Source organism: Novosphingobium meiothermophilum (assembly GCF_003171715.1).
Lineage (GTDB): Bacteria > Pseudomonadota > Alphaproteobacteria > Sphingomonadales > Sphingomonadaceae > Novosphingobium > Novosphingobium meiothermophilum.
The window spans coordinates 714571-733717 of sequence record NZ_QGHL01000007.1; the positions used below are offsets into that span (position 1 = coordinate 714571).

The 19147-nt window shown below is 63.1% G+C and carries 20 protein-coding genes and 2 tRNA genes; 13 read left to right on the forward strand and 9 right to left on the reverse strand.

Going from position 1 to position 19147, the window contains the following annotated elements; genetic code table 11:
- Window positions 1-48: 48 nt before the first annotated feature.
- The 11 genes from mreC (at window position 49) to arsH (ending at window position 8624) form a co-directional block, all read left to right on the forward strand.
- A complete protein-coding gene (mreC, locus tag DKM43_RS07405) occupies window positions 49-954 on the forward strand; it encodes a rod shape-determining protein MreC (protein WP_109797778.1) in 906 nt (301 codons plus the stop codon).
- Window positions 951-1505 carry a rod shape-determining protein MreD gene (locus tag DKM43_RS07410; protein ID WP_109797779.1) on the forward strand — a complete coding sequence of 185 codons (555 nt, stop codon included), beginning with the start codon at window positions 951-953 and terminating at the stop codon, window positions 1503-1505. Before mreC ends, DKM43_RS07410 begins: the two co-directional genes overlap by 4 nt.
- Window positions 1506-1507: 2 nt before the next feature.
- Window positions 1508-3637, forward strand: a complete 2130-nt coding sequence (gene mrdA / locus DKM43_RS07415; RefSeq protein ID WP_109797780.1) for a penicillin-binding protein 2 — start codon at window positions 1508-1510, stop codon at window positions 3635-3637.
- Window positions 3637-4755, forward strand: coding sequence for a rod shape-determining protein RodA (gene rodA / locus DKM43_RS07420; protein ID WP_109797781.1), 1119 nt, complete (start codon window positions 3637-3639; stop codon window positions 4753-4755). Before mrdA ends, rodA begins: the two co-directional genes overlap by 1 nt.
- Window positions 4756-4876: 121 nt before the next feature.
- Window positions 4877-4952 (forward strand) — tRNA-Lys (locus tag DKM43_RS07425).
- Between the two features lie 45 nt (window positions 4953-4997).
- Window positions 4998-5073, forward strand: a tRNA-Lys gene (locus DKM43_RS07430).
- A 394-nt stretch (window positions 5074-5467) separates the two neighbouring features.
- Complete coding sequence (locus DKM43_RS07435; protein ID WP_109797782.1) at window positions 5468-5833, forward strand: ArsR/SmtB family transcription factor; 366 nt, start codon at window positions 5468-5470, stop codon at window positions 5831-5833.
- Window positions 5834-5841: 8 nt separating this feature from the next.
- The gene (locus DKM43_RS07440) at window positions 5842-6357 is read left to right on the forward strand and encodes an arsenate reductase ArsC (protein ID WP_109797783.1); all 516 of its coding nucleotides are present in this window, start codon (window positions 5842-5844) and stop codon (window positions 6355-6357) included.
- Entirely contained in the window at window positions 6354-6785 is a 432-nt protein-coding gene (arsC, locus tag DKM43_RS07445; protein ID WP_109797784.1) for an arsenate reductase (glutaredoxin), read from the forward strand. Before DKM43_RS07440 ends, arsC begins: the two co-directional genes overlap by 4 nt.
- A gap of 10 nt (window positions 6786-6795) precedes the next feature.
- Window positions 6796-7872: an ACR3 family arsenite efflux transporter gene (gene arsB, locus DKM43_RS07450; protein WP_236632436.1), complete on the forward strand. Its 1077-nt coding sequence runs from the start codon at window positions 6796-6798 to the stop codon at window positions 7870-7872.
- Window positions 7869-8624 (forward strand): arsenical resistance protein ArsH, encoded by a 756-nt coding sequence (gene arsH, locus DKM43_RS07455; RefSeq protein ID WP_109797785.1) that lies wholly within the window; start codon window positions 7869-7871, stop codon window positions 8622-8624. Before arsB ends, arsH begins: the two co-directional genes overlap by 4 nt.
- A 92-nt stretch (window positions 8625-8716) precedes the next feature.
- Here arsH and DKM43_RS07460 read toward each other — a convergent pair whose 3' ends face one another.
- The 9 genes from DKM43_RS07460 to DKM43_RS07500 are packed head-to-tail and all read right to left on the reverse strand — an operon-like array spanning window position 8717 to window position 17120.
- Window positions 8717-9742, reverse strand: a complete 1026-nt coding sequence (locus DKM43_RS07460) for an acyl-CoA dehydrogenase family protein (RefSeq protein WP_109797786.1) — start codon at window positions 9740-9742, stop codon at window positions 8717-8719.
- Between the two features lie 15 nt (window positions 9743-9757).
- Window positions 9758-10903: an acyl-CoA dehydrogenase gene (locus DKM43_RS07465; RefSeq protein WP_109797787.1), complete on the reverse strand. Its 1146-nt coding sequence runs from the start codon at window positions 10901-10903 to the stop codon at window positions 9758-9760.
- Between the two features lie 30 nt (window positions 10904-10933).
- On the reverse strand, window positions 10934-11689 hold the full coding sequence (locus DKM43_RS07470; protein ID WP_109797788.1) for an enoyl-CoA hydratase family protein: 756 nt from the start codon (window positions 11687-11689) through the stop codon (window positions 10934-10936).
- Between the two features lie 3 nt (window positions 11690-11692).
- Window positions 11693-12760: an NAD(P)H-dependent flavin oxidoreductase gene (locus tag DKM43_RS07475; protein ID WP_109797789.1), complete on the reverse strand. Its 1068-nt coding sequence runs from the start codon at window positions 12758-12760 to the stop codon at window positions 11693-11695.
- On the reverse strand, window positions 12760-13698 hold the full coding sequence (locus DKM43_RS07480) for an enoyl-CoA hydratase (protein ID WP_109797790.1): 939 nt from the start codon (window positions 13696-13698) through the stop codon (window positions 12760-12762). Before DKM43_RS07480 ends, DKM43_RS07475 begins: the two co-directional genes overlap by 1 nt.
- A 14-nt stretch (window positions 13699-13712) precedes the next feature.
- The gene (locus DKM43_RS07485; protein ID WP_109797791.1) at window positions 13713-14507 is read right to left on the reverse strand and encodes a CoA-transferase subunit beta; all 795 of its coding nucleotides are present in this window, start codon (window positions 14505-14507) and stop codon (window positions 13713-13715) included.
- The gene (locus DKM43_RS07490; RefSeq protein WP_236632437.1) at window positions 14507-15403 is read right to left on the reverse strand and encodes a CoA transferase subunit A; all 897 of its coding nucleotides are present in this window, start codon (window positions 15401-15403) and stop codon (window positions 14507-14509) included. The genes DKM43_RS07485 and DKM43_RS07490 overlap by 1 nt, the downstream gene beginning before the upstream one ends.
- On the reverse strand, window positions 15400-16350 hold the full coding sequence (locus DKM43_RS07495; protein WP_109797793.1) for a VOC family protein: 951 nt from the start codon (window positions 16348-16350) through the stop codon (window positions 15400-15402). Before DKM43_RS07495 ends, DKM43_RS07490 begins: the two co-directional genes overlap by 4 nt.
- Before the next feature lie 5 nt (window positions 16351-16355).
- Window positions 16356-17120, reverse strand: a complete 765-nt coding sequence (locus tag DKM43_RS07500) for an SDR family oxidoreductase (RefSeq protein WP_109797794.1) — start codon at window positions 17118-17120, stop codon at window positions 16356-16358.
- A 396-nt stretch (window positions 17121-17516) separates the two neighbouring features.
- On the opposite strand from DKM43_RS07500, the gene DKM43_RS07505 reads away from it, so the two are divergent.
- Complete coding sequence (locus tag DKM43_RS07505; protein ID WP_109797795.1) at window positions 17517-18701, forward strand: sulfotransferase family protein; 1185 nt, start codon at window positions 17517-17519, stop codon at window positions 18699-18701.
- An 80-nt stretch (window positions 18702-18781) separates the two neighbouring features.
- Window positions 18782-19123, forward strand: coding sequence for a putative quinol monooxygenase (locus DKM43_RS07510; RefSeq protein ID WP_161554049.1), 342 nt, complete (start codon window positions 18782-18784; stop codon window positions 19121-19123).
- The last annotated feature ends 24 nt before the right edge of the window (window positions 19124-19147 follow it).

The following is a 19147-nucleotide window of genomic DNA, read 5'->3' on the forward strand; positions in this document are numbered from 1 at the left end:
GTTGCAACACGGCGCAGGGGGGATGCGCCGTTTTGAAAGGGTGATCGGATGGCGCGGTCGCAGGACCGGCGCCCAGGCCATTCGCGCAGGGCGCAGAACGGGATATTCACCGGCTACGTGGTCGTCATTCTTGGCGTCGTGGCGGGCCTTGCCGTGCTTGTCTTGTCGATTGTCCGCCCGGAGACTTTCGCCTTTGCCCGCAGTTCCGCGGCCGAGGTCGCCCGCCCGATGGGACGCGCCGGCGCTGAAGGGCGCGCGGCGGGGCAAGGCGTGTTTGCGGCCATCGGCGCGTATTTCAAGGCCGGACAACAGAATGCCGAACTGCGCCGCGAGGTTGAGGCGGCCCGTGCCAACGCCGTTTCGATGCAGGCCCTCAAGGACGAGAACCGGCGCCTCAAGGCCCTTCTGGGCATCGTCGATCCGGCGCGACCGCCGGTTGCCACGGCTCATCTCATCGGATCGAGCGGGGCAAGCACCCGGCGCTTTGCCGTCATCGATGCAGGCACGCGCCACGGCGTGATTGCCGGACAGCCGGTGCGCGCCGCCTCCGGCCTGATCGGACGCGTGACCGAAGCCGGCCCTTCCACCGCACGGGTGCTGCTGGTGACGGACCCGGACAACGTGGTGCCGGTGCGCCGGGCAAACGACGGACTTGCCGCTTTTGTTCAGGGAGCCTCCAACGGCCGCGTCGAAATCCGTCTGATCAACATGGGCGTCAATCCCGTAAAGAAGGGCGATGTCTTCGTGACTTCGGGCGCGGGCGGCCTTTATCCTCCCGGCATACCCGTGGCCGTGGCCACCGCCCCGACCCGCGACGGAGCGACCGGGCACCTCGCCGCCGATCCGGCCGATCACGTCTATGTTGTCGTCGAACAGGCGTTCAGTCCGCAGGCCAGAGCCGAATATGAGCGGCTGCAAAGGGAAGGCGCCGCCAGCGCCGCCACAGCACCATGATCCTGCGCACGCTTGGCAAGGCTCCAGAAGACCTGTTGCGCCGACGGATCAACCGCGCGCCATTGCCGGCGTTGGCGATCGGCCTGCCGTGGGCCTCGATCATGCTGGCATCGATGGCCAGCTTCTCGCCGGTCATTGCATCGGCGCCGGTCATGCCACCGCTTGCCTACATGCTCTTCCTCACCTGGCGCCTGATGCGACCGGGCCTGCTGCCGATCTGGGCTGGGCTGCCCCTGGGCCTGTTCGACGATCTCTACTCTGGCCAGCCCTTCGGTTCGGGCATCATGCTGTGGTCGGCGACAATGCTGGCAATGGAATTGATCGATGAACGGTTTCTCTGGCGCGGGTTCGGACAGGACTGGTTGGCGGCCAGCGGGCTGATCGCTGCCTACCTGCTGCTCTGTTCGGCCTTTGCCGCGCTGGCGACCGGCTATCCGCTGCCGCTCGTGATCGTGCCGCAGGTCCTGGTCTCGATTGCCCTCTATCCGGTGATGACGCGCGTGGTGTCACTGCTTGACCGGATCCGGCTGCTGCCCCTGAAAAGGCTTTGAGCATGGGCGCCAGCAAATCGGCCCAGAAACTGCCGCTGACGTCCGCCATCCTGACCAACCGCTTCGAGCGGCGCACCTTCGTTCTCGGCGCGTTGCAGACCGGTGTCGGGGTGCTGCTGGCAGCGCGGCTGAGCTATCTCGCAGTTGCGCAGAACGAGAAGTATCAGGCGGCCTCCGAGAGCAACCGCGTCAACCTCACGCTCATTCCGCCCCGGCGCGGCTGGGTGCTCGACCGGTTCGGCAGATCGCTTGCAGCCAATCGCGCCGATTTTCGCGTCGACCTGATCCCCGACCGCGTCATCGACGCGGACCGGACCATGCAGACGCTTTCCAGCCTGCTTGATCTGTCACCTGATCGGGTGCGCGACATCCGCGACAAGCTCGACAAGGCGCGCGGATTTCAGCCGGTCGAAGTAGCCGCCAGTCTCGACTGGGAAAAGTTTGCCGCCGTGAGCGTGCGTTTGCCCGAACTGCCGGGCGTGATCCCGCAGAAGGGCTATTCCCGGTTCTATCCGGCGGGCGCCTCGGTGGGGCACCTCATCGGCTATGTCGGCACTGCATCGGCGGAAGACTACGAAAAGGAACGCAACCCGCTGCTGGTCACGCCGGGCTTCAAGATCGGCAAGGACGGGCTTGAAAAGCACTTCGAGGCGCGCTTGCGCGGCGTTCCGGGGGCGCGGCGGGTGGAAGCGACCGCATCGGGCCGCATCGTGCGCGACCTCGGCACGCGCGAAGACGTGCCGGGAAAGCCCATCCAGTTGACCATCAACGCCGGCCTTCAGGAATATGCCGCCCGGCGGATCGGGCTGGAATCGGGCGCTGTCGTGGTAATGGATTGCGAAAGCGGCGACATTCTGGCCATGGCATCGATGCCCAGTTTCGATCCCAACAGCTTTTCCGACGGCATTGGCCGGATCGAATGGAAAATGCTGTCCGAGGACGATCACGTGCCGCTGCGCAACAAGGTGCTGCGCGGACTTTATCCGCCCGGATCGACCGTGAAGCCGATGGTGGCCATGGCCTTTCTGGAAGCGGGGCTCGATCCTTCCGCAAGCGTCGGATGCAGCGGCGGCTTGCGCGTGGGCAATCGCGTGTTTCACTGCTGGAACCGGCGCGGACATGGCTCGGTCGACATGGCCAAGGCGATCTACCAGTCTTGCGATGTCTATTTCTATCACTTCGCGCAGAAGATCGGGATGGACGCGATTGCCGCCATGGCACGCAGGCTGGGCCTGGGGCAGGAGTTTCCGATGCCCTATCCGGGCCAATCCTATGGCACCGTGCCCGATCCGGCATGGAAGCTGCGCAAATACAAGAAGGAGTGGGCGGTTTACGATACCGTGAACGCCACGATCGGTCAGGGCTACATGCTGGTCAATCCGCTCCAGCAGGCGGTGATGGCATCGCGCATTGCATCGGGCCGCAATGTCATGCCGCGCCTGCTGCTCGACCGCAACGCCCCTCTGCCTGCGCACATGGGCTTCAGGCAGGATCACCTCGATTACATTCACGCCGCGATGAGCGAGGTCGTGAATGGACGCGGCACCGCCGGACGCGCAAAGCTGCCGGTGGATGTCCTCATGGCGGGCAAGACGGGAACCGCCCAGGTTGTCGGCCTCAACATCGCCAATGGCAAGAGCGGTCTGTGGAAATACCGCGATCATGGCCACTTCATCGCCTTCGCGCCCTTCGACAAGCCGAAATATGCCTGTGCGGTGGTGATCGAACATGGCGGCGGATCGAGCGCCGCCTATCCGATCGCGCGCGACGTCATGACCTACATCTTCGATCCCGCAAAGGCGATGGCGGTGCTTGAAGACTTCGAGAAGCAGTGGGGCGGCAACGTTCAGCAGCGCATGGCTGCACGCTATGCAATGTTCGCGCAGAAGTATGGCGCTTCTGCTCCGGCAGCGCCTGCGCCTGATGACGACAGCCTTACCGAGCGCATCGGGGATGAACGCAAGCCTCGCGAACCTTCAGCCGCGCAGACCGCTGCGACTGACCCTCGCCCGGATGCCGATGCCGAAGCCGGAGCACCGCAACCGGCACCGGCAACACCCAGGCCGTCATCCCCTGGGGCGGCGTCCGGCACCGCAGCCAATCCGGCCGCTCCGGCCGCAGGAGGGCAGTGATGCCGCGGGCCTATGTTCCGGCTGTCATCGCGCGCCAGCCGTGGGGCGTGCTCGTGCCACTCATCGCGCTTGTCGGCTTTGGCTCTGCGGTGCTTGATTCGGCAGCGGGCGGGCGGTTCCAGCTCTGGTCGCTGTCGCATCTGGTGCGCTTTTGCGTCTTTCTCGTCATGGCGATGGTCATCGCCCGGCTGCCAAAGGAATTATTCCGCCAGGCCGCCCTGCCCGTTTACGGCGTGCTCTGCGCATTGCTGGTGCTGGTGGAACTGATCGGCGGCATCGGCGGCGGGAGCCAGCGCTGGCTCAATCTGGGTTTCATGACGCTTCAGCCCTCCGAACTTATGAAGCCGGGGATCGTGCTGGTGCTGGCATGGTTCTATTCGGTGCTGCCAATCGGTGAAACGCAAAGCTGGCGGGCGTTGATACCAGCGTCGGTATTGCTGGGCATTCCGGCAGGTCTCGTCATGCTCCAGCCCGATCTTGGCACCGGCCTTTCCATCACTTTCGGCGCAGTGATCGTGATGTTTCTGGCGGGCCTGCCGCTCAGATGGTTCATCGGTGCGGGGCTGGCGGGTATCATTGCCGCGCCGATCGCGTTCTTCACCCTGCTGCACGATTATCAGCGCCGCCGCGTGCTCGTGTTCCTTGATCCTGAAAACGATCCGCTGGGGTCGGGCTATCACATCACCCAATCCAAGATCGCAATCGGATCGGGGGGCCTGTGGGGCAAGGGCTTCGGCAATGGCTCGCAAAGTCATCTCAACTATTTGCCCGAATCGCACACGGACTTCGTTTTCGCCACAATGGCCGAGGAATGGGGCCTGATCGGAGGATTCTTCGTGCTGGCGGTGTTCGGCCTGATCTTTCGCTGGGGGCTGCGCGTGGCCAAGGACGCACCCGACCGGTTCTCGCGCCTGCTGGCCGCGGGCATGACGATGACGATCTTTTTCTACATGTGCATCAACCTGATGATGGTCATGGGGCTTGCGCCGGTCGTGGGCATTCCCCTGCCCTGGATGAGCCACGGCGGATCGTCGATGATGACCAACATGATCTGCATCGGCACGATCATGGCGGTGGAACGCTGGAACCGCACCGCGCCCCGCGGCCTTTCCGGCTGACGGTAAAGGAGGCCGCTGTTGCGCCGAAGCGCATGAGGTTATCCAATGCGCAAAATGGGGCTTGGCAGGGCCAAAAAAATCGCTATTGGGGCGGCTCCCGAACGGGAATGCCGCATGGCATGGACGCATAGCTCAGTTGGTAGAGCAGCTGACTCTTAATCAGCGGGTCCTAGGTTCGAGCCCTAGTGCGTCCACCACCATCCGTCTTTGCAGAGCCTGTTTCACGGCCTGCCCACGGACATGGACGCATAGCTCAGTTGGTAGAGCAGCTGACTCTTAATCAGCGGGTCCTAGGTTCGAGCCCTAGTGCGTCCACCATTTTCATCCCTTGAATAGAGCAACTTACACCGCAGAGCGGTTGTTCTTACACTGACGGACGAAGGTCGTGTAAAGGCGGTATAAGTCGCGCACGTTCTCTGAACAGAACCACCGATGCCGTGCCGCGGCCATATACCGACAAGCAATTGCCTGTGGCCAGACGGTCTAGAGCGCGACGAACCACCATGCTCGGCATGCTCACAATACGGGCAGCCGAAGTCGGGGCCGGTTAGCGTTGCATCAATCTGTGCCGCTTTGCTTAACCCGGAATTGGCGACAGCCCGGTGCTTCATGACGCTGGCCATGCCCTCGCCATCAATTCGATACTTTCCGAAGAATCGATTGACGTAAGGTCGCAGACCTCATATTTCGACGTCGCTCGAAGGATCGACGAATGACGAATAATCTGGCCACACAAGTCTGGGCGGTCGATGCGTTGGGGGCGCTCGCGCATGAAACCCGGCTCGGCGTATTCCGCATGCTGGTGAAGGCAGGCCCGGAGGGCATGATCGCTGGCGCCATTGCCGAACATCAGGGGGTTCCGCCATCCACGATGTCGCATCATCTGGCGACACTGGAGCGGGCGGGGCTGGTCCAGTCGCAACGCGAAAGCCGCCTGATCCGCTACCGCACGGACTATGCCGGAATGCGCCGCCTGCTCACCTTCCTGATGCAGGATTGCTGTGAAGGCGCGCCTGAAATGTGTGCCGATCTCATCGGCGGCATCACCTGCAACGCCGATCAACCCGTTACCGTGTGAGGCACGCGATGTCTGACAGGATCTACAACGTCCTCTTCCTCTGCACAGGCAATTCCGCACGCTCGATCATCGGCGAAGCGGTGATGAACAAGCTGGGCGCGGGCCGCTTCAAGGCGTGGAGCGCGGGCAGCCAGCCCAAAGGCGAAGTTCACCCCATGGCATTGTCGGTCCTGAACGGGATGGACTACGATACCACGGGCGCGTATTCAAAGAGCTGGAACGAGTTTTCCAAGCCCGGATCGCCGGAGTTCGATTTCATCTTCACGGTCTGCGACAATGCCGCAGGCGAAGCCTGTCCGGTGTGGATCGGCCAACCGATGACCGCGCATTGGGGCATAGAGGACCCGGCCGCCGTCGAAGGCGAAGGCCAGCGCGACGCATTTCTTCAGGCCCTGCGCTATCTGACGAACCGGATCTCGCTGTTCCTTACGCTGCCGCACACCAGCATCGACGAAATGGCAATGCGGCAGAAGCTGAAGGAAATCGGCCAGACCGAAGGTGCCAGCATCGGAGCAAGCGAATGAACACCGATATCGTGATCTATCACAATCCCGAATGCGGCACCTCGCGCAATGCGCTGGCGATGATCCGCAATGCCGGGATCGAGCCGCATGTGGTGGAATATCTCAAGACGCCGCCTTCGCGCGCCATGCTCGAAAGCCTGATCGAACGGGCTGGCATATCGCCGCGCGCGCTGCTGCGCGAAAAGGGCACGCCCTATGCCGAACTCGGCCTCGACAATCCCGATCTCACCGAGGCGCAGTTGATCGACGCGATGATGGCGCACCCGATCCTGATCAACCGCCCTCTGGTTGTCTCGCCGTTGGGGGTGAAGCTGTGCCGCCCGTCAGAAGAAGTGCTCGACCTGATCCCGGCTGAGCAGCGCGGAGCCTTTGCCAAGGAAGACGGCGAACAGGTGATCGATGCCGCGGGCAACCGCGTGGCTGGCTGAACGGAAAAGCATGATGACTGTTCCTGCCAAGCGCGAGCGACTCTCGTTCCTCGACCGGTATCTGACCTTGTGGATCTTTCTCGCCATGGCGGTCGGCGTGGGTCTGGGGGCAACCTTCGATGGCCTGCCCGCAGCGATAGACCGTCTCTCGTGGGGGACGACCAATATCCCCATCGCCATCGGTCTGGTCCTGATGATGTATCCGCCACTGGCGCGCGTGCGCTATGAAGAACTGCCGCGCGTGTTCGAGGACAAGCGGGTTCTGGCGATCTCGCTGGTGCAGAACTGGATTATCGGCCCGGTGCTGATGTTCGCGCTGGCGGTCATCTTTCTCGGCGACAAGCCCGAATACATGACCGGGCTGATCCTGATCGGGCTTGCCCGCTGCATCGCCATGGTGATCGTGTGGAACCAGTTGGCGAAAGGCGACAACCAGTATGTCGCCGCGCTGGTAGCGTTCAACTCGGTGTTCCAGATCCTGTTCTTCAGCGTTTACGCGTGGTTCTTCCTCGGCTTTCTGCCGCCGCTGTTCGGGCTGGAAGGCAGCGTGATCAAGGTCAGCTTCGGGACCATTGCCGAAGCGGTGCTGATCTATCTGGGCATCCCCTTCCTTGCCGGGTTCCTGACGCGCAAATGGCTTGTCAGGGCCAAGGGCAGGGAATGGTATGAACAGACCTTCCTGCCCCGGATCGGTCCGGTAACGCTCATCGCGCTGCTTTTCACCATCGTTGCCATGTTCAGCCTCAAGGGGGGCGAAATCCTGACGCTGCCCGGCGATACCATCCGCATTGCCATTCCGCTGACGATCTACTTCGTCGTCCAGTTCACGATCAGTTTCTTCATGGGGAAACTGATCGCCAGCGATTATCCGCGGACGACTGCGGTGGCCTTCACCGCAGCGGGCAACAATTTCGAGCTGGCGATCGCGGTTGCCATCGCGGCCTTCGGACTGGCATCGCCAGTCGCCTTTGCGGCAGTCATCGGACCGCTGGTTGAGGTGCCGGTGCTGATCCTGCTGGTGAACGCCGCCTTCTGGTTTGGGCGACGCTGGTTCACAGAGAGTGTTCCGTCAGAGACACGGGCATGAGCGGCGCCCCTTTTCAGCGCCTGCGCACGCTGGCCGATCCTGACCATTTGCCCGCACTCAGGCCCGAATACGTCCACCGGCGTCCGGCCATCGGGCTTGGACCGCTTGATCCCCCGCCTCGGTTCCTGCTGCTTTACGGATCATTGCGCGAGAGGTCCTATTCGCGCCTCGTGATCGAGGAATCGGCGCGGCTATTGCAATTCTTCGGATGCGAGACGCGCATTTTCGATCCCGCAGACCTTCCCTTGCCCGATCAGGTGGCAGGCGACGACCACCCGGCAGTTCATGAACTGCGCGAACATGCGCTCTGGTCGGAAGGGCAGGTCTGGTGCAGCCCCGAACGCCACGGCCAGATCACCGGGATCATGAAGGCGCAGATCGATCATCTGCCGCTGGCCTACAAGGGCTTGCGCCCCACGCAAGGGCGCACGCTTGCGGTGATGCAGGTCTGCGCTGGATCGCAGAGCTTCAACAGCGTCAACACGCTGCGCATCCTTGGACGCTGGATGCGAATGTTCACCATCCCCAACCAGTCGAGCGTCGCCAAAGCCTATGACGAGTTCGACGAAACCGGGCGGATGAAGCCATCAAGCTATTATGACCGCATTGTCGACGTGATCGAGGAACTGGTGCGTTTCACGGTGCTCCTGCGACCGCACGCCGAGCAACTGGTCGATCGCTATTCCGAAAGGAAGGAGCGGGACGAGCCGGTCGAGACGCCAGTTGAAAAGGCGAACATAGCCGGCGCCTGATTCTCAGGTGCCGGTCGCAGGCAATCGGCTCTTGCGGCCTTGCGTCTTGCTCGCTCTCAGCAAGCTGGAGCCTCGTTTACGCTGTTGGTTTCCTATCCGGCCTGCCGCGCAAAAGTCTGATCGGCGCCAAGCGGCTGGGCGAACATGCGCGCGGCAATGCGGCTGCGGTGAAATGCGGGTGTTCCCCATGCGGCCTTGAGCGCCAGCGCGCGCTTGAGGAACAGGTGGACATCCACTTCCCATGAATAGCCCATCGCGCCGTGAACCTGGATCGACGCGCGCGCGGCCTGCTCGGCGGCTTCCAGCGCAACGATCTTGGCATGGCTGACACGCGCCCGCGAATGCAGGTCTGAATGGCCCACATCCGCCGCCGCGGCGAGCACCACGGGCCGGGCGAACTCGATCGCGGTCTGCGCGCTGGCGAGGTGATGCTTTACCGCCTGATAGGAGCCGATCGGCTTGCCGAACTGGGTGCGCTCCCTGGCGTAGGCAACGGCAAGATCGACCGCCCGCTGCGCCAGCCCAAGCCCTTGCGCCGCTGCGAAGAGCGCAGCCCGGTCCAGCGCCTGCGACCAGTCGGCAGGGCCAAGGTCTTCAGCCTTGCCCGCATCCCACTCGATGTGGAACAGGCGGCGCAGTGGATCGATGCACGCGGCCGGCGTAAGCCGAACCTGATCGGGCTTTGCCAGCCAGACGCGCCCATCCTTCTCGATAAGGATTGCCGCCGCGACATCGGCATTGGCGACAACCGGATTGATGGCAGGCGCCACCGCGATGATTGCCGCCGGATCGGCAAGGACCGGGTGGCCCGGCGCAAGACTTGCCAGCAGCGGCGCGCCAACACCCGCGCTTTCGGCCAGCGGTTCGGGCAGCGCGACATAGCCTGCCTCGATCAGGATCAGAGCGAGGTCCAGTTCGCTCAATCCCATGCCGCCAGCCGCTTCGGGCAGGAGCAACAGGGTGAAACCGTTCTCGACAATCTGCGCCCAGCGCGAAGCGTCAAAGCCTGCGCCCTGCTGCATCATCCGGTGCCAGTGATCCGGGGTGCAGGTATCGCCCAGCAGCGTGCGCGCCGTTTCGGCAAACATCAGCTGTTCGTCGTTCAGGGTGAAGTCCATTTGCCTGTCCCCCCTTCAGCGCGGCAGGCCGAGCATACGCTCGGCAATGATGTTACGCTGGATCTCGTTCGACCCGGCATAGATCGGCCCGGCCAGCGAAAAGATGTAATCGTCAAGCCAGTCGTGCTCGCCAGTTGGCGGCAAAAGCTCCGCCTCGGCGCCGAGAATTGCCAGTGCGGTCTCGTGCAGGTGGATGTCCATTTCCGACCAGAAGATCTTGTTGGTCGAAGCCTCCGGCCCGATCTTCGCGCCCGCCATCAGGCGCGACGCGGTCTGGTAGATGTTCAGCGCATAGCTTTCGGCGTTCATGTGCGCACGGATCACATCGGCCTCAAGCACTGGATCACACGTGTCCTTGCGGTCCTTCCACAGCGCGGCAAGGGCAGCCGCAGCCTGCTGGAATCGCGCCGGGCTGCGCAGCATCAAGCCGCGCTCGAAGCCTGCGGTGGCCATGCAGATGTGCCAGCCCTGCCCTTCCTCGCCCAGACGGTTAAAGGCAGGCACACGCACGTTGTCGAGAAAGATTTCGGCAAAGCCCACGTGCCCGTTGATCTTGCGGATCGGGTTGCGGGTCACGCCCGGCGCATCGAGCGGGAAGAAGATCAGGCTCATTCCCTTGTGCCGCTCGCTCCCCGGTTCGCGGAACAGACCGAAGGCCCAGTCGGCAAAGGCGGCGCGGCTCGACCAGATCTTGTGGCCGTTCAACACGTATTCCTCGCCTTCTCGCACCGCCGTGGCCCGAACGCCTGCAAGGTCTGATCCGGCCTGCGGTTCCGACCATGCCTGCGCCCAGATCTCCTCGCCGCTTGCCATTGGCGGCAGGAAGCGCTGCTTCTGTTCGTGGGTGCCGAACTCCATCAGCGTGGGGCCAAGCAGAAAGATGCCGTTCTGGTTCACGCGCCCCGGCGCGCCTGCGCGGTAATACTCTTCCTCGAAGATCAGCCACTGAATCAGATCAAGCCCGCGCCCGCCGTATTCCTTTGGCCATGTGACCATGCCCCAGTCACCGCTTTTCAGGGTGGCTTCCCACTTGCGGTGGGCCTCGAAGCCTTCGCGCGTGGCATCATAATGCTCAAGCGGATGCTTCGGCACGTGCACTTCCAGCCATGCGCGCACCTCGGCGCGGAACGCCTGCTGTTCGGGAGTGTAGGTCAGGTCCATTATCAGAGCGCCATCATCAGAGTTGGGCCATCAGAACTGCGCTGCCTTGCCGGTATGGACAAAGGCATCGCGCGCCTTCTGGCTGTCCTCGTGCATGTACATTTCCAGCGTGAAGCCCTGTTCCCAGCGATAACCCCGATCCACGTCGCGCGGCTCAAGCCCGTTCAGCGCCTCCTTGGCGATGACCAGTGCCTTGCGGCTCTTCGCGGCAATCACCGCACAAAATGCGCGTGCTTCTTCCACCAGTTTCTCGCGCGGCACGACCTTCTCCACCGCGCCCAACCGATAGGCTTCCTCGGCCGGGATATTGCCGCCGGTAAAGAACGCCGCGCGCACTTTGTGCAGCGGCAACATGCGCGAGAGGTGGCTGGCCCCGCCCATCGCACCACGATCGACTTCGGGCAGCGAGAAGAACGCATCATCCGCTGCAATGATCGTATCGCTCGCCCCGCAAATGCCGATACCCCCACCGATCACGAACTTGTGCGCGGCCACTACGACCGGAACTTCGGCATCGCGGATGGCCTTGAACGTCAGAAAATTGCCGCGATTGAGAACCGTGATGCGTTCGGGATGTGCCTGCATCTCCTTGATGTCCACCCCGCCGCAAAAGCCGCGCGCGCCTTCCGCCGCCCGGATCAGCACGCAGTTCACTTCGGGATTGTTTGCCGCGGCGGTGATGATGGCGGGGAGCGACATCCAGGTTGCGCTGTCGAAAGCGTTTACCGGGGGCACGTCGAAAACAATTTCGGCTATTCGATCGCGGATTTCGGTTGTTATCGGCATTTGTCAGCCCCGGTTGCAGAGCGCGGCAATACGGGCGCGCGCTTCGGTTTCGATACTTTGCAGCAGATCAGCGCAGGTCGGCAGGTCCTTGAGGCGTCCGGCCACCACGCCTGTTGCCATCAGCCCGTTTTCGGCGTCGCCCGATACGACCGCGCGCTGGATCATCATCGGGGCCGCCGCCGCCATGATCGCTTGTGCCAGCGGCATTTCGCCATGCGATGTCATGGCGCGGGCGGTGCCGATCACCTGCCCCCAGCTCATGCCGTTCTGGCGCTTCATCTCAAGCCCCGCCTCCATCGCGCGCGCCCACATCGCCAGCGTGCCCGATCCTTCGATCCGGCGCAGCAACGGGTTGAGGATCATGCGCTGCGGAATGCCGTCCACCTTGGTTGAAACCGCAATATCCGCAGTGCCCGCCTTGACGTAGGCCGCCTTGGGCGCCTGCGGCACCGGGCTTTCCGCCGTCATCAGAAAGCGCGTTCCCATGGCGACCCCGACTGCGCCGAAGGCGAGAGCGGCCGCCAGCCCGCGCCCGTCGCCAAAGCCGCCTGCCGCCACAACCGGCACATCGACCGCGTCCAGCACCTGTGGCAGCAGCACGGTTGTAGGCACCGCGCCGGTGTGCCCGCCGCCCTCGCCGCCCTGCACGGTAATCATGTCGCAGCCCAGCTGGACCATCTTTTCCGCGTGCTTCACCGCGCCCACCGTGGGGATGCACAAGATGCCCGCATCGCGGAACGCGCCAATCATCTTCGCATCCGGCCCGCGTCCGAAGCTGACCGCGCGCACCCGATCACGATTGGCAAGGATCAGCTTCACGATCTCGGCGGCGCCGGGCTGAAAGCTGTGGAAGTTCACACCGAAATGGTGCGGGGTCATATCGCGCAGGCGGGCAATTTCCTCGGCCGCCTCCTGCGGATTCATCACCGCGCAAGCCAGAAACCCGAAGGCCCCGGCATTGCTCGATGCGGCCACCAGTTCAGGCCTGGCGACCCAACCCATAGCGGTCTGGATCACCGGCAGACGGCAGCCCAGCCGCTCGGTCAGGACAGTGGCAAGCGTATCGGCCATCAGGATTGATCGGCCCTGTTTGATGCTGCGGCGTTTGCTGCTGCGGCGTTCGCCGCCGCGGCCGACTTGCCGCTTACGCCCGCAATCGAATTGCCGGTGACGAGATCGTTCTGCGCATGGGCGAAGTGGTGCATGTGATAGACCGCATCCATCGCCGCACGCTTGCCGCGCAGTTCCTCAACGTGGTTGATCGCCTGCTTGGTCAGCCAGTTGCCCAGACGTCCCTGAGATGCCAGCTTGGCGGCCCATACCACCGTCGCCTCGCGCAGCTGATCGCGCGGCACCACCTTGTTGACCATGCCGAAATCATAGGCACGCTGCGCGCTCATCCGCTCGCCCAGCAGCAGGAACTCCTTGGCCACGCGCGGCGGCAGTTCAAAGGCATGGGCAAAGTATTCCACCCCCGGAATGCCCATCAGCGGATTCACCGGATCCTGAAAGAAGGCATCTTCCGAAGCCACGATCAGATCGCACACCCACGCCAGCATCAGCCCGCCCGCAACGCAGGCACCCTGCACCATGGCGATGGTCGGCTTCGGAATATCGCGCCAGCGGCGGCACATGCCAAGGTATTGCTCCTGCTCGCGGGTATAGAGCAGTTCGGCGGCCGGCTTGTTCGTGTGCGGCGGCAGCATCAGCCGCTTGTCGAACTCGTGATGCAGATCGCGCCCCGGCGTGCCGATGTCATGGCCTGCCGAAAAGTGCTTGCCCTCTCCAGCCAGCACGATCGCCCGGATAGTGTCGTCCTGCACCGCACGATTGAACGCATCGTCGAGCGCATAGGTCATCTGCCCGTTCTGCGCATTGTTGAACGCGGGGCGGTTCATCGTGATCCAAGCCACCGCGCCTTCCACTTCATAGCGCACCGGCTCGTCTGTCTCGTAGGTGATATCCACCAGCTTGGGTTCGACCAGTTCGTTGACAGGCAGATCCTTCATCGCCCCTCTCTCCCTTATGCCGCAGCGCGCTTGGCGGGCGGATTGTCCTTGATGACACTGGCGCGAATGTTGTGCGGATCGAGGCTGGCGATTACTGCCAGCTCTTCGGCCGTGGGCAAGCGCGTCTCGGCCAGCTCATCGGCCCGGCACAGCTCGAACCCGGTTGCGGCCTGCACGTCTTCGAAGGTCACACCGGGATGCAGCGAGATCACGCGGATGCGGTGATCGGGACCGCCAAAGTCCATCACGCACAGGTTCGTCACGATCCGGCGCAGATCAACGCCCGAAAAGTTGCCGCCTGCAATGCGCTTGGCCGGATTGTAGCCAACGCCCGAAATCATATCGACCTGCGGGACGAAAACGCGCGGGCCATGTGCAGGAAAGAAGAAGGAGTTGGGGTGATAGATCGTGTTGCCCGGAAAGCCGCGCACCCCCAGCATCTGCGTCTTCGGCTTGTCGTAGCTGCCGCCCATGTAGGACAGGTTGATCTGGCCGAAGCGGTCTAGCTGCGTCGGCGTTACCATCGCATGACGGCGCCCAGACCATACCGCGCTGTCGAAAAAGCGGGAAAATGGCAGGTATCCGGCAGGCTTGCGCGCATCATAGGCGCGTGGCCCCAGCGGAACGGGCTGTTCCACCAGATAGGCTTCGCCATCGGTCATCATCAGTTCGGGCGTATGCGTGAGCTTGGCCAGCCCCGCGGCAAGGCGCGGCACCGGACCGACACCAGTCGCGACGATCTCGCCGTTGTCGCGGAAAGCTTCGGAACAGGCGACCACGCACAGATCAACAAGAGAAATGTCGCTCATCAGAAAATCGGCAGCGCAAGAGCCGCTACCGCCTCCTTTCCGCCAATGGATTGAAGATAGGCTGCTTCGGATGCGGCCACGAAGCGATCGGCAACGGCGCCCCATTCCCCCGGATCTCGCGCGGCATCGGCGTAAGCCTTGAATGCCTTCATGTCCCAGCCATAGTGCGGGGGCATCGAACTGGGGTGCGCACCGCAAGGCATCTCGACCACACCCGAAACAAAGCAGCGCTCGAACAGGTTCGCCTGCGCGCTTTCGGGGTAATGGTCTTCCATCCGGTCAACCAGTTCCTCGCAAGAGACGTAAGTCCTCGCGGCGGCCTTGGCGAACCACTCGTCATAATAGACGTCCGGCCCGAAAACCTGCACGTTCCCGCGCCAGTCGCTGCGGTTCACATGGATGAGCGCTGCGTCCAGCTTCAGCGCGGGCATGGCGATCAGCGTTTCGCCATCGGCATAGGGTGACTGAACGGTTTTCAGCCTGCCCAGTTCGGCAAGATCGGTGCCAAGGCCGACGCGCGTCGGCAGGAAGGGCAGGCCAAATGCGGCCGCCTTCAGTCCCCACTGGAACATGCCTTCGTCCAGTTCCAGCACTTCCAGGACGCCGCTTTCGCGGGCCTTCCTGAACCACGGCTCCAGCGGAATGGCATCAAGGCTGACAAAGGCGAAGACCAGCTTCTTCACCTTGCCTGCCGCGCAGAGCATTCCCACGTCCGCGCCGCCATAGGCGACCACGGTAAGATCCTTGAGGTCCGATCGCAGGATCTCGCGCACCAGCGCCATCGGCTTGCGCCGGGGGCCCCAGCCGCCAATCCCGATGGTCATGCCGTCGGACAACTGCGCGACGATCTCGGCCGCGCTCATCCGCTTGTCCAAAGTTCTGCCAGAAAGGCTCACGCCTCAGCTCCCTGTTCCTGCGCCTGCTGTTCCTGCGCCTGCTGATCCTTGAGGGCCTTCTGCCAGGCCCACTCATGCCCCCACACGCTGATCGCCTCGTGGCGGGTTGTTTCCCAGGTGGCCGGATCGATCACCAGACTGTCGCAGCCGATTTCCAGATCGAAGCCCGAAGGCGTCTGCACATAAAAGCCGGTGGTCTCGTCATTGACATGCCGGCCCAGCGTTGCGCTTTCAGGGTAGCCAAGGCGCTTCATCCGGTCGTGCGCCTTGCCCACCTCGATCAGGTTGGGCAGTTCCAGCATGATGTGGACTGCGCCCGAAGGCGGGATCGGGCCTTCGCCGAACGCGATCGAATGATGCCGTCCATTGGCCGCATGAAGGAAGGCAAAGCCCATCGAAGGGCCATCGGGACCAAACAGATGGAAGCGCGGCATGTCGGTCTGGCCGAAGCCCAGAACCTCGCAGTGGAAGGCAATAGTCTCGTCGAAATTGGGGGCGGAGAACACCGCATGGCCCATGCCCATCTCGCCGGTGACAAAGCCCGGCACGCCAATGGGCGAGACGAACGGCACAACGGTGCGGGCATCACCGCAGTATAGTTCCAGCCCGTTGCCCGCCGGATCGCTGGTGCGCAGCATGGCTTCGGCCCCGCGCCCGGCAGCTTCCGCATCGCTTGCCCACTCGACCGGACGACCTGCCGCCGCGATCCTTGCCGCCAGCGCGTCAAGCGTGGCGCGGTCCGCCACTTCATATCCCGCCGCAACGAACCATTCACGCTTGCCCGGCTCGATGCGGAAGCGGAAAACGCGGTCATCCACACGATAGAGCGCCGCGCCATCGGCCGCGTCGTCCACTCGCATCACGCCAACGAACTGTGTCAGGAACCGGTCCCATTCGTCGGGCTGTGCCGTTTCCACTACCACATAGCCCAGTGCCTTGATGGACATGGCGCTTATCCTTTCACCAGATCGAGGAAATACGGACGTTCACCGCCGCCATCGACATTGATGCGCGCGCCGCTGACCCATGACGCAAGGCCAGAACACAGCCAGAGCACCGCACCCGCGATGTCATCGCCCGTGCCCATGCGCTGAAGCGGCATGGACCGACCAACCGCCGCCTGCGCCTCGGCATCGCCATAGGTCGCCTCGGCGTTCTCGGTCTGCATCAGTCCGGCGATGATGGCGTTCACGCGCACGCCGTCCGGGCCCCATTCCTGCGCCAGGCTCTGCGTAAGGCTGAGGAGGCCCGCTTTGGCCGCACCATAGGCCGCTGTCATCGGCGATGGACGAATGGCCGAAACGCTGGCGATGTTGACAATGCTGCCCGCACCACGCGGCTGCATGTGCGCAAAGGCGGCCTGCGCCATGTACATCGCGGCGTGAAGGTTCAGCTTCAGGATCGAATCGAAAAAGCGGGGACTTGCCGTGGCCGCAGCCGCCTGCGGCGATCCGCCCGCGTTGTTCACCAGAATGTCCAGTCGCCCGTGCGTCGCCACCACGGCATCGACCAGTGCCCTTGCCTGATCGGCGTCGCGGATGTCGGCGGCCTGAAACACGACACCTTCGGGCAGACTGTCGGGTGCAGTGCGGCCACAGACCGTAACCTGCGCACCCGAACGGGCCAGCGCGGCGGCGATATGCCGCCCGAGCCCCCGCGTGCCGCCGGTGACGATGGCCACCTGCCCCGACAGGTCAATATGATCTGCGCCCTGCACCGCCGCTACTCTCCCATCCCGTTTCGGTGCGGAAATTGCCCGCTTCCACAGATTCGAAATCGCCAATATCGAAAGTCTATGGGCTTATCAATTGACGATTTGCGTATTCAATGCAACCATAAATTACGAATAACCCGCAGATTGATTGAGCCGAGACAATCTTCCCTTCGTCCACCGCCCCCCCACACGGATGGGCGGGTGCGACCGACGCGATGTGTCACCACCATGCGACAAAGGGAGCCATAGGCTGGCGCCGCCAGGCCCTATATCCGCATTCATTCCGCCGATTTTCATTTGCATGCCACCTATCACGGTGACAAAAGACTGCCACTTGCGGACATTTCGTCATATTATTTTACGCAAGATGGCAATTTCCCGTGCGAGAGGCTGGACCCTATGGCAACGATACCCGCTGCGGCCGCAGATGCGCCGCTCTTCGACCGTGAAACCCTGCTTGCCGCCGCGCGCGAACGCACGGGGCTGTCGGACTTCGGAGATACGTGGTTCCTTGAACCGATGGACCGCTACATCATGGCCGCCAATGCCGAGGGCAAGCTCACCGAGTCCGGTTTTGCCGGACAGACCGAAGCCATCCTCAAGGGCCTCGCCAGTCGGCTGCGCATGGTCGAGGACATCAAGCGTCATCCCGAAATCCTTGACGAAGAGGTCGAGGTCGCCGCGATCATCCTCGGCCTGCCGCGCACTGGCAGCACCATCTTCCACCGCCTGCTTGCCTCCGCGCCGGGGATGACCGCGATCCGCTGGTATGAGGCGCAGAACTATGCCCCCCTGCCCGGCGACGAGCCGGGCAATCCCAAGGCTCGCCGTGCCTATGCGCAGGCCATGATCGAGGGCTGGCTCAATCTCTCGCCGGAACTTGCATCGATCCACCCGCTCGATCCCGATGCGCCCGACGAGGAAATCATCATCCTCGGCCAGCTTTTCATTACCACCATGGTCGAGGCGATGACATTCGTCCCTTCCTTTGCGAAGTGGCTCAACAGCTATGACCAGTCAAAGGGCTATGCCGACCTCAAGACGATCCTGAAGTATCTCCAGTGGCAGGATCCTTCGCGGCGGGGCAGGAAATGGATTCTGAAAAGCCCTCAGAACCTGCCCTATACCGATGTGATCGCCAATGCCTTTCCCGATGCAGTGCTGGTGATGACCCATCGTGATCCGCTGGAGGTTGTGCCCAGCTACGTCAGCATGGAAGCGGCGCTCTACAAGCTGAACTCGGTCCATTCCGATGAAGCGGTTGGCGCTTTCTGGTTCCCGCGCCTGGCCGAATGGATGCAGCGCTTCGAGGAGGCCCGCGCGCGCATCGGCGAAGAACGGTTTATCGACATCGATTACCGCGAAGTGGCGAAGGAGCCGCTGAAGCAGGCCACGCGCGTGCTGGCCCATATCGGCATTGCGATCGACGACAAGATCGAGTCCGCGCTTGCCGAGTTCATGGCCGGCAACAAGCGCGAGCAGCGCCCGATGCACGACTATTCGCTTGACCGCTTCGGCCTGAATGAAGCCGAAGTGCGCGATGCTTTCGCTTCCTATCGCGCCCGGTATATCACCCGGACCTGATGCAAAGGCCAATTCCGCGTCGCCCTGCGCCGCGTCTAGCATCCCCGGAAACGAAACCGGAAAAGAAAGGACACGCGGACATGGAGCGGGTGACACTCTGGGGCTGGATTGATTTCGCGGGCAAGGATGCGGCGCAGATCGTGCGCGGCGGGGCGCAGTTCATTCGGCCCACCTATGAAGAGCGCGGCTGCATTCACTACGTGTGGAATGCCGATCCGCTGAAGCCGGACCGGATCTGGGTGTTCGAGGAATGGGAAAGCGTGGCAGATCTGGCCGAACATCTGGCCGGACCGCTCTATCGGGCCATGGCAGGCTATCTTGCCGAAGCGGGGATGACCGGCGCCGAAGTGGACAAGTATAGGGTCGTGGCCAAACAGCCGGTCTATGACGGTAGCGGCGTGCCGCAGGCTGCATTCGACTGACCTTGCCGGGTGCCATCGGCACAA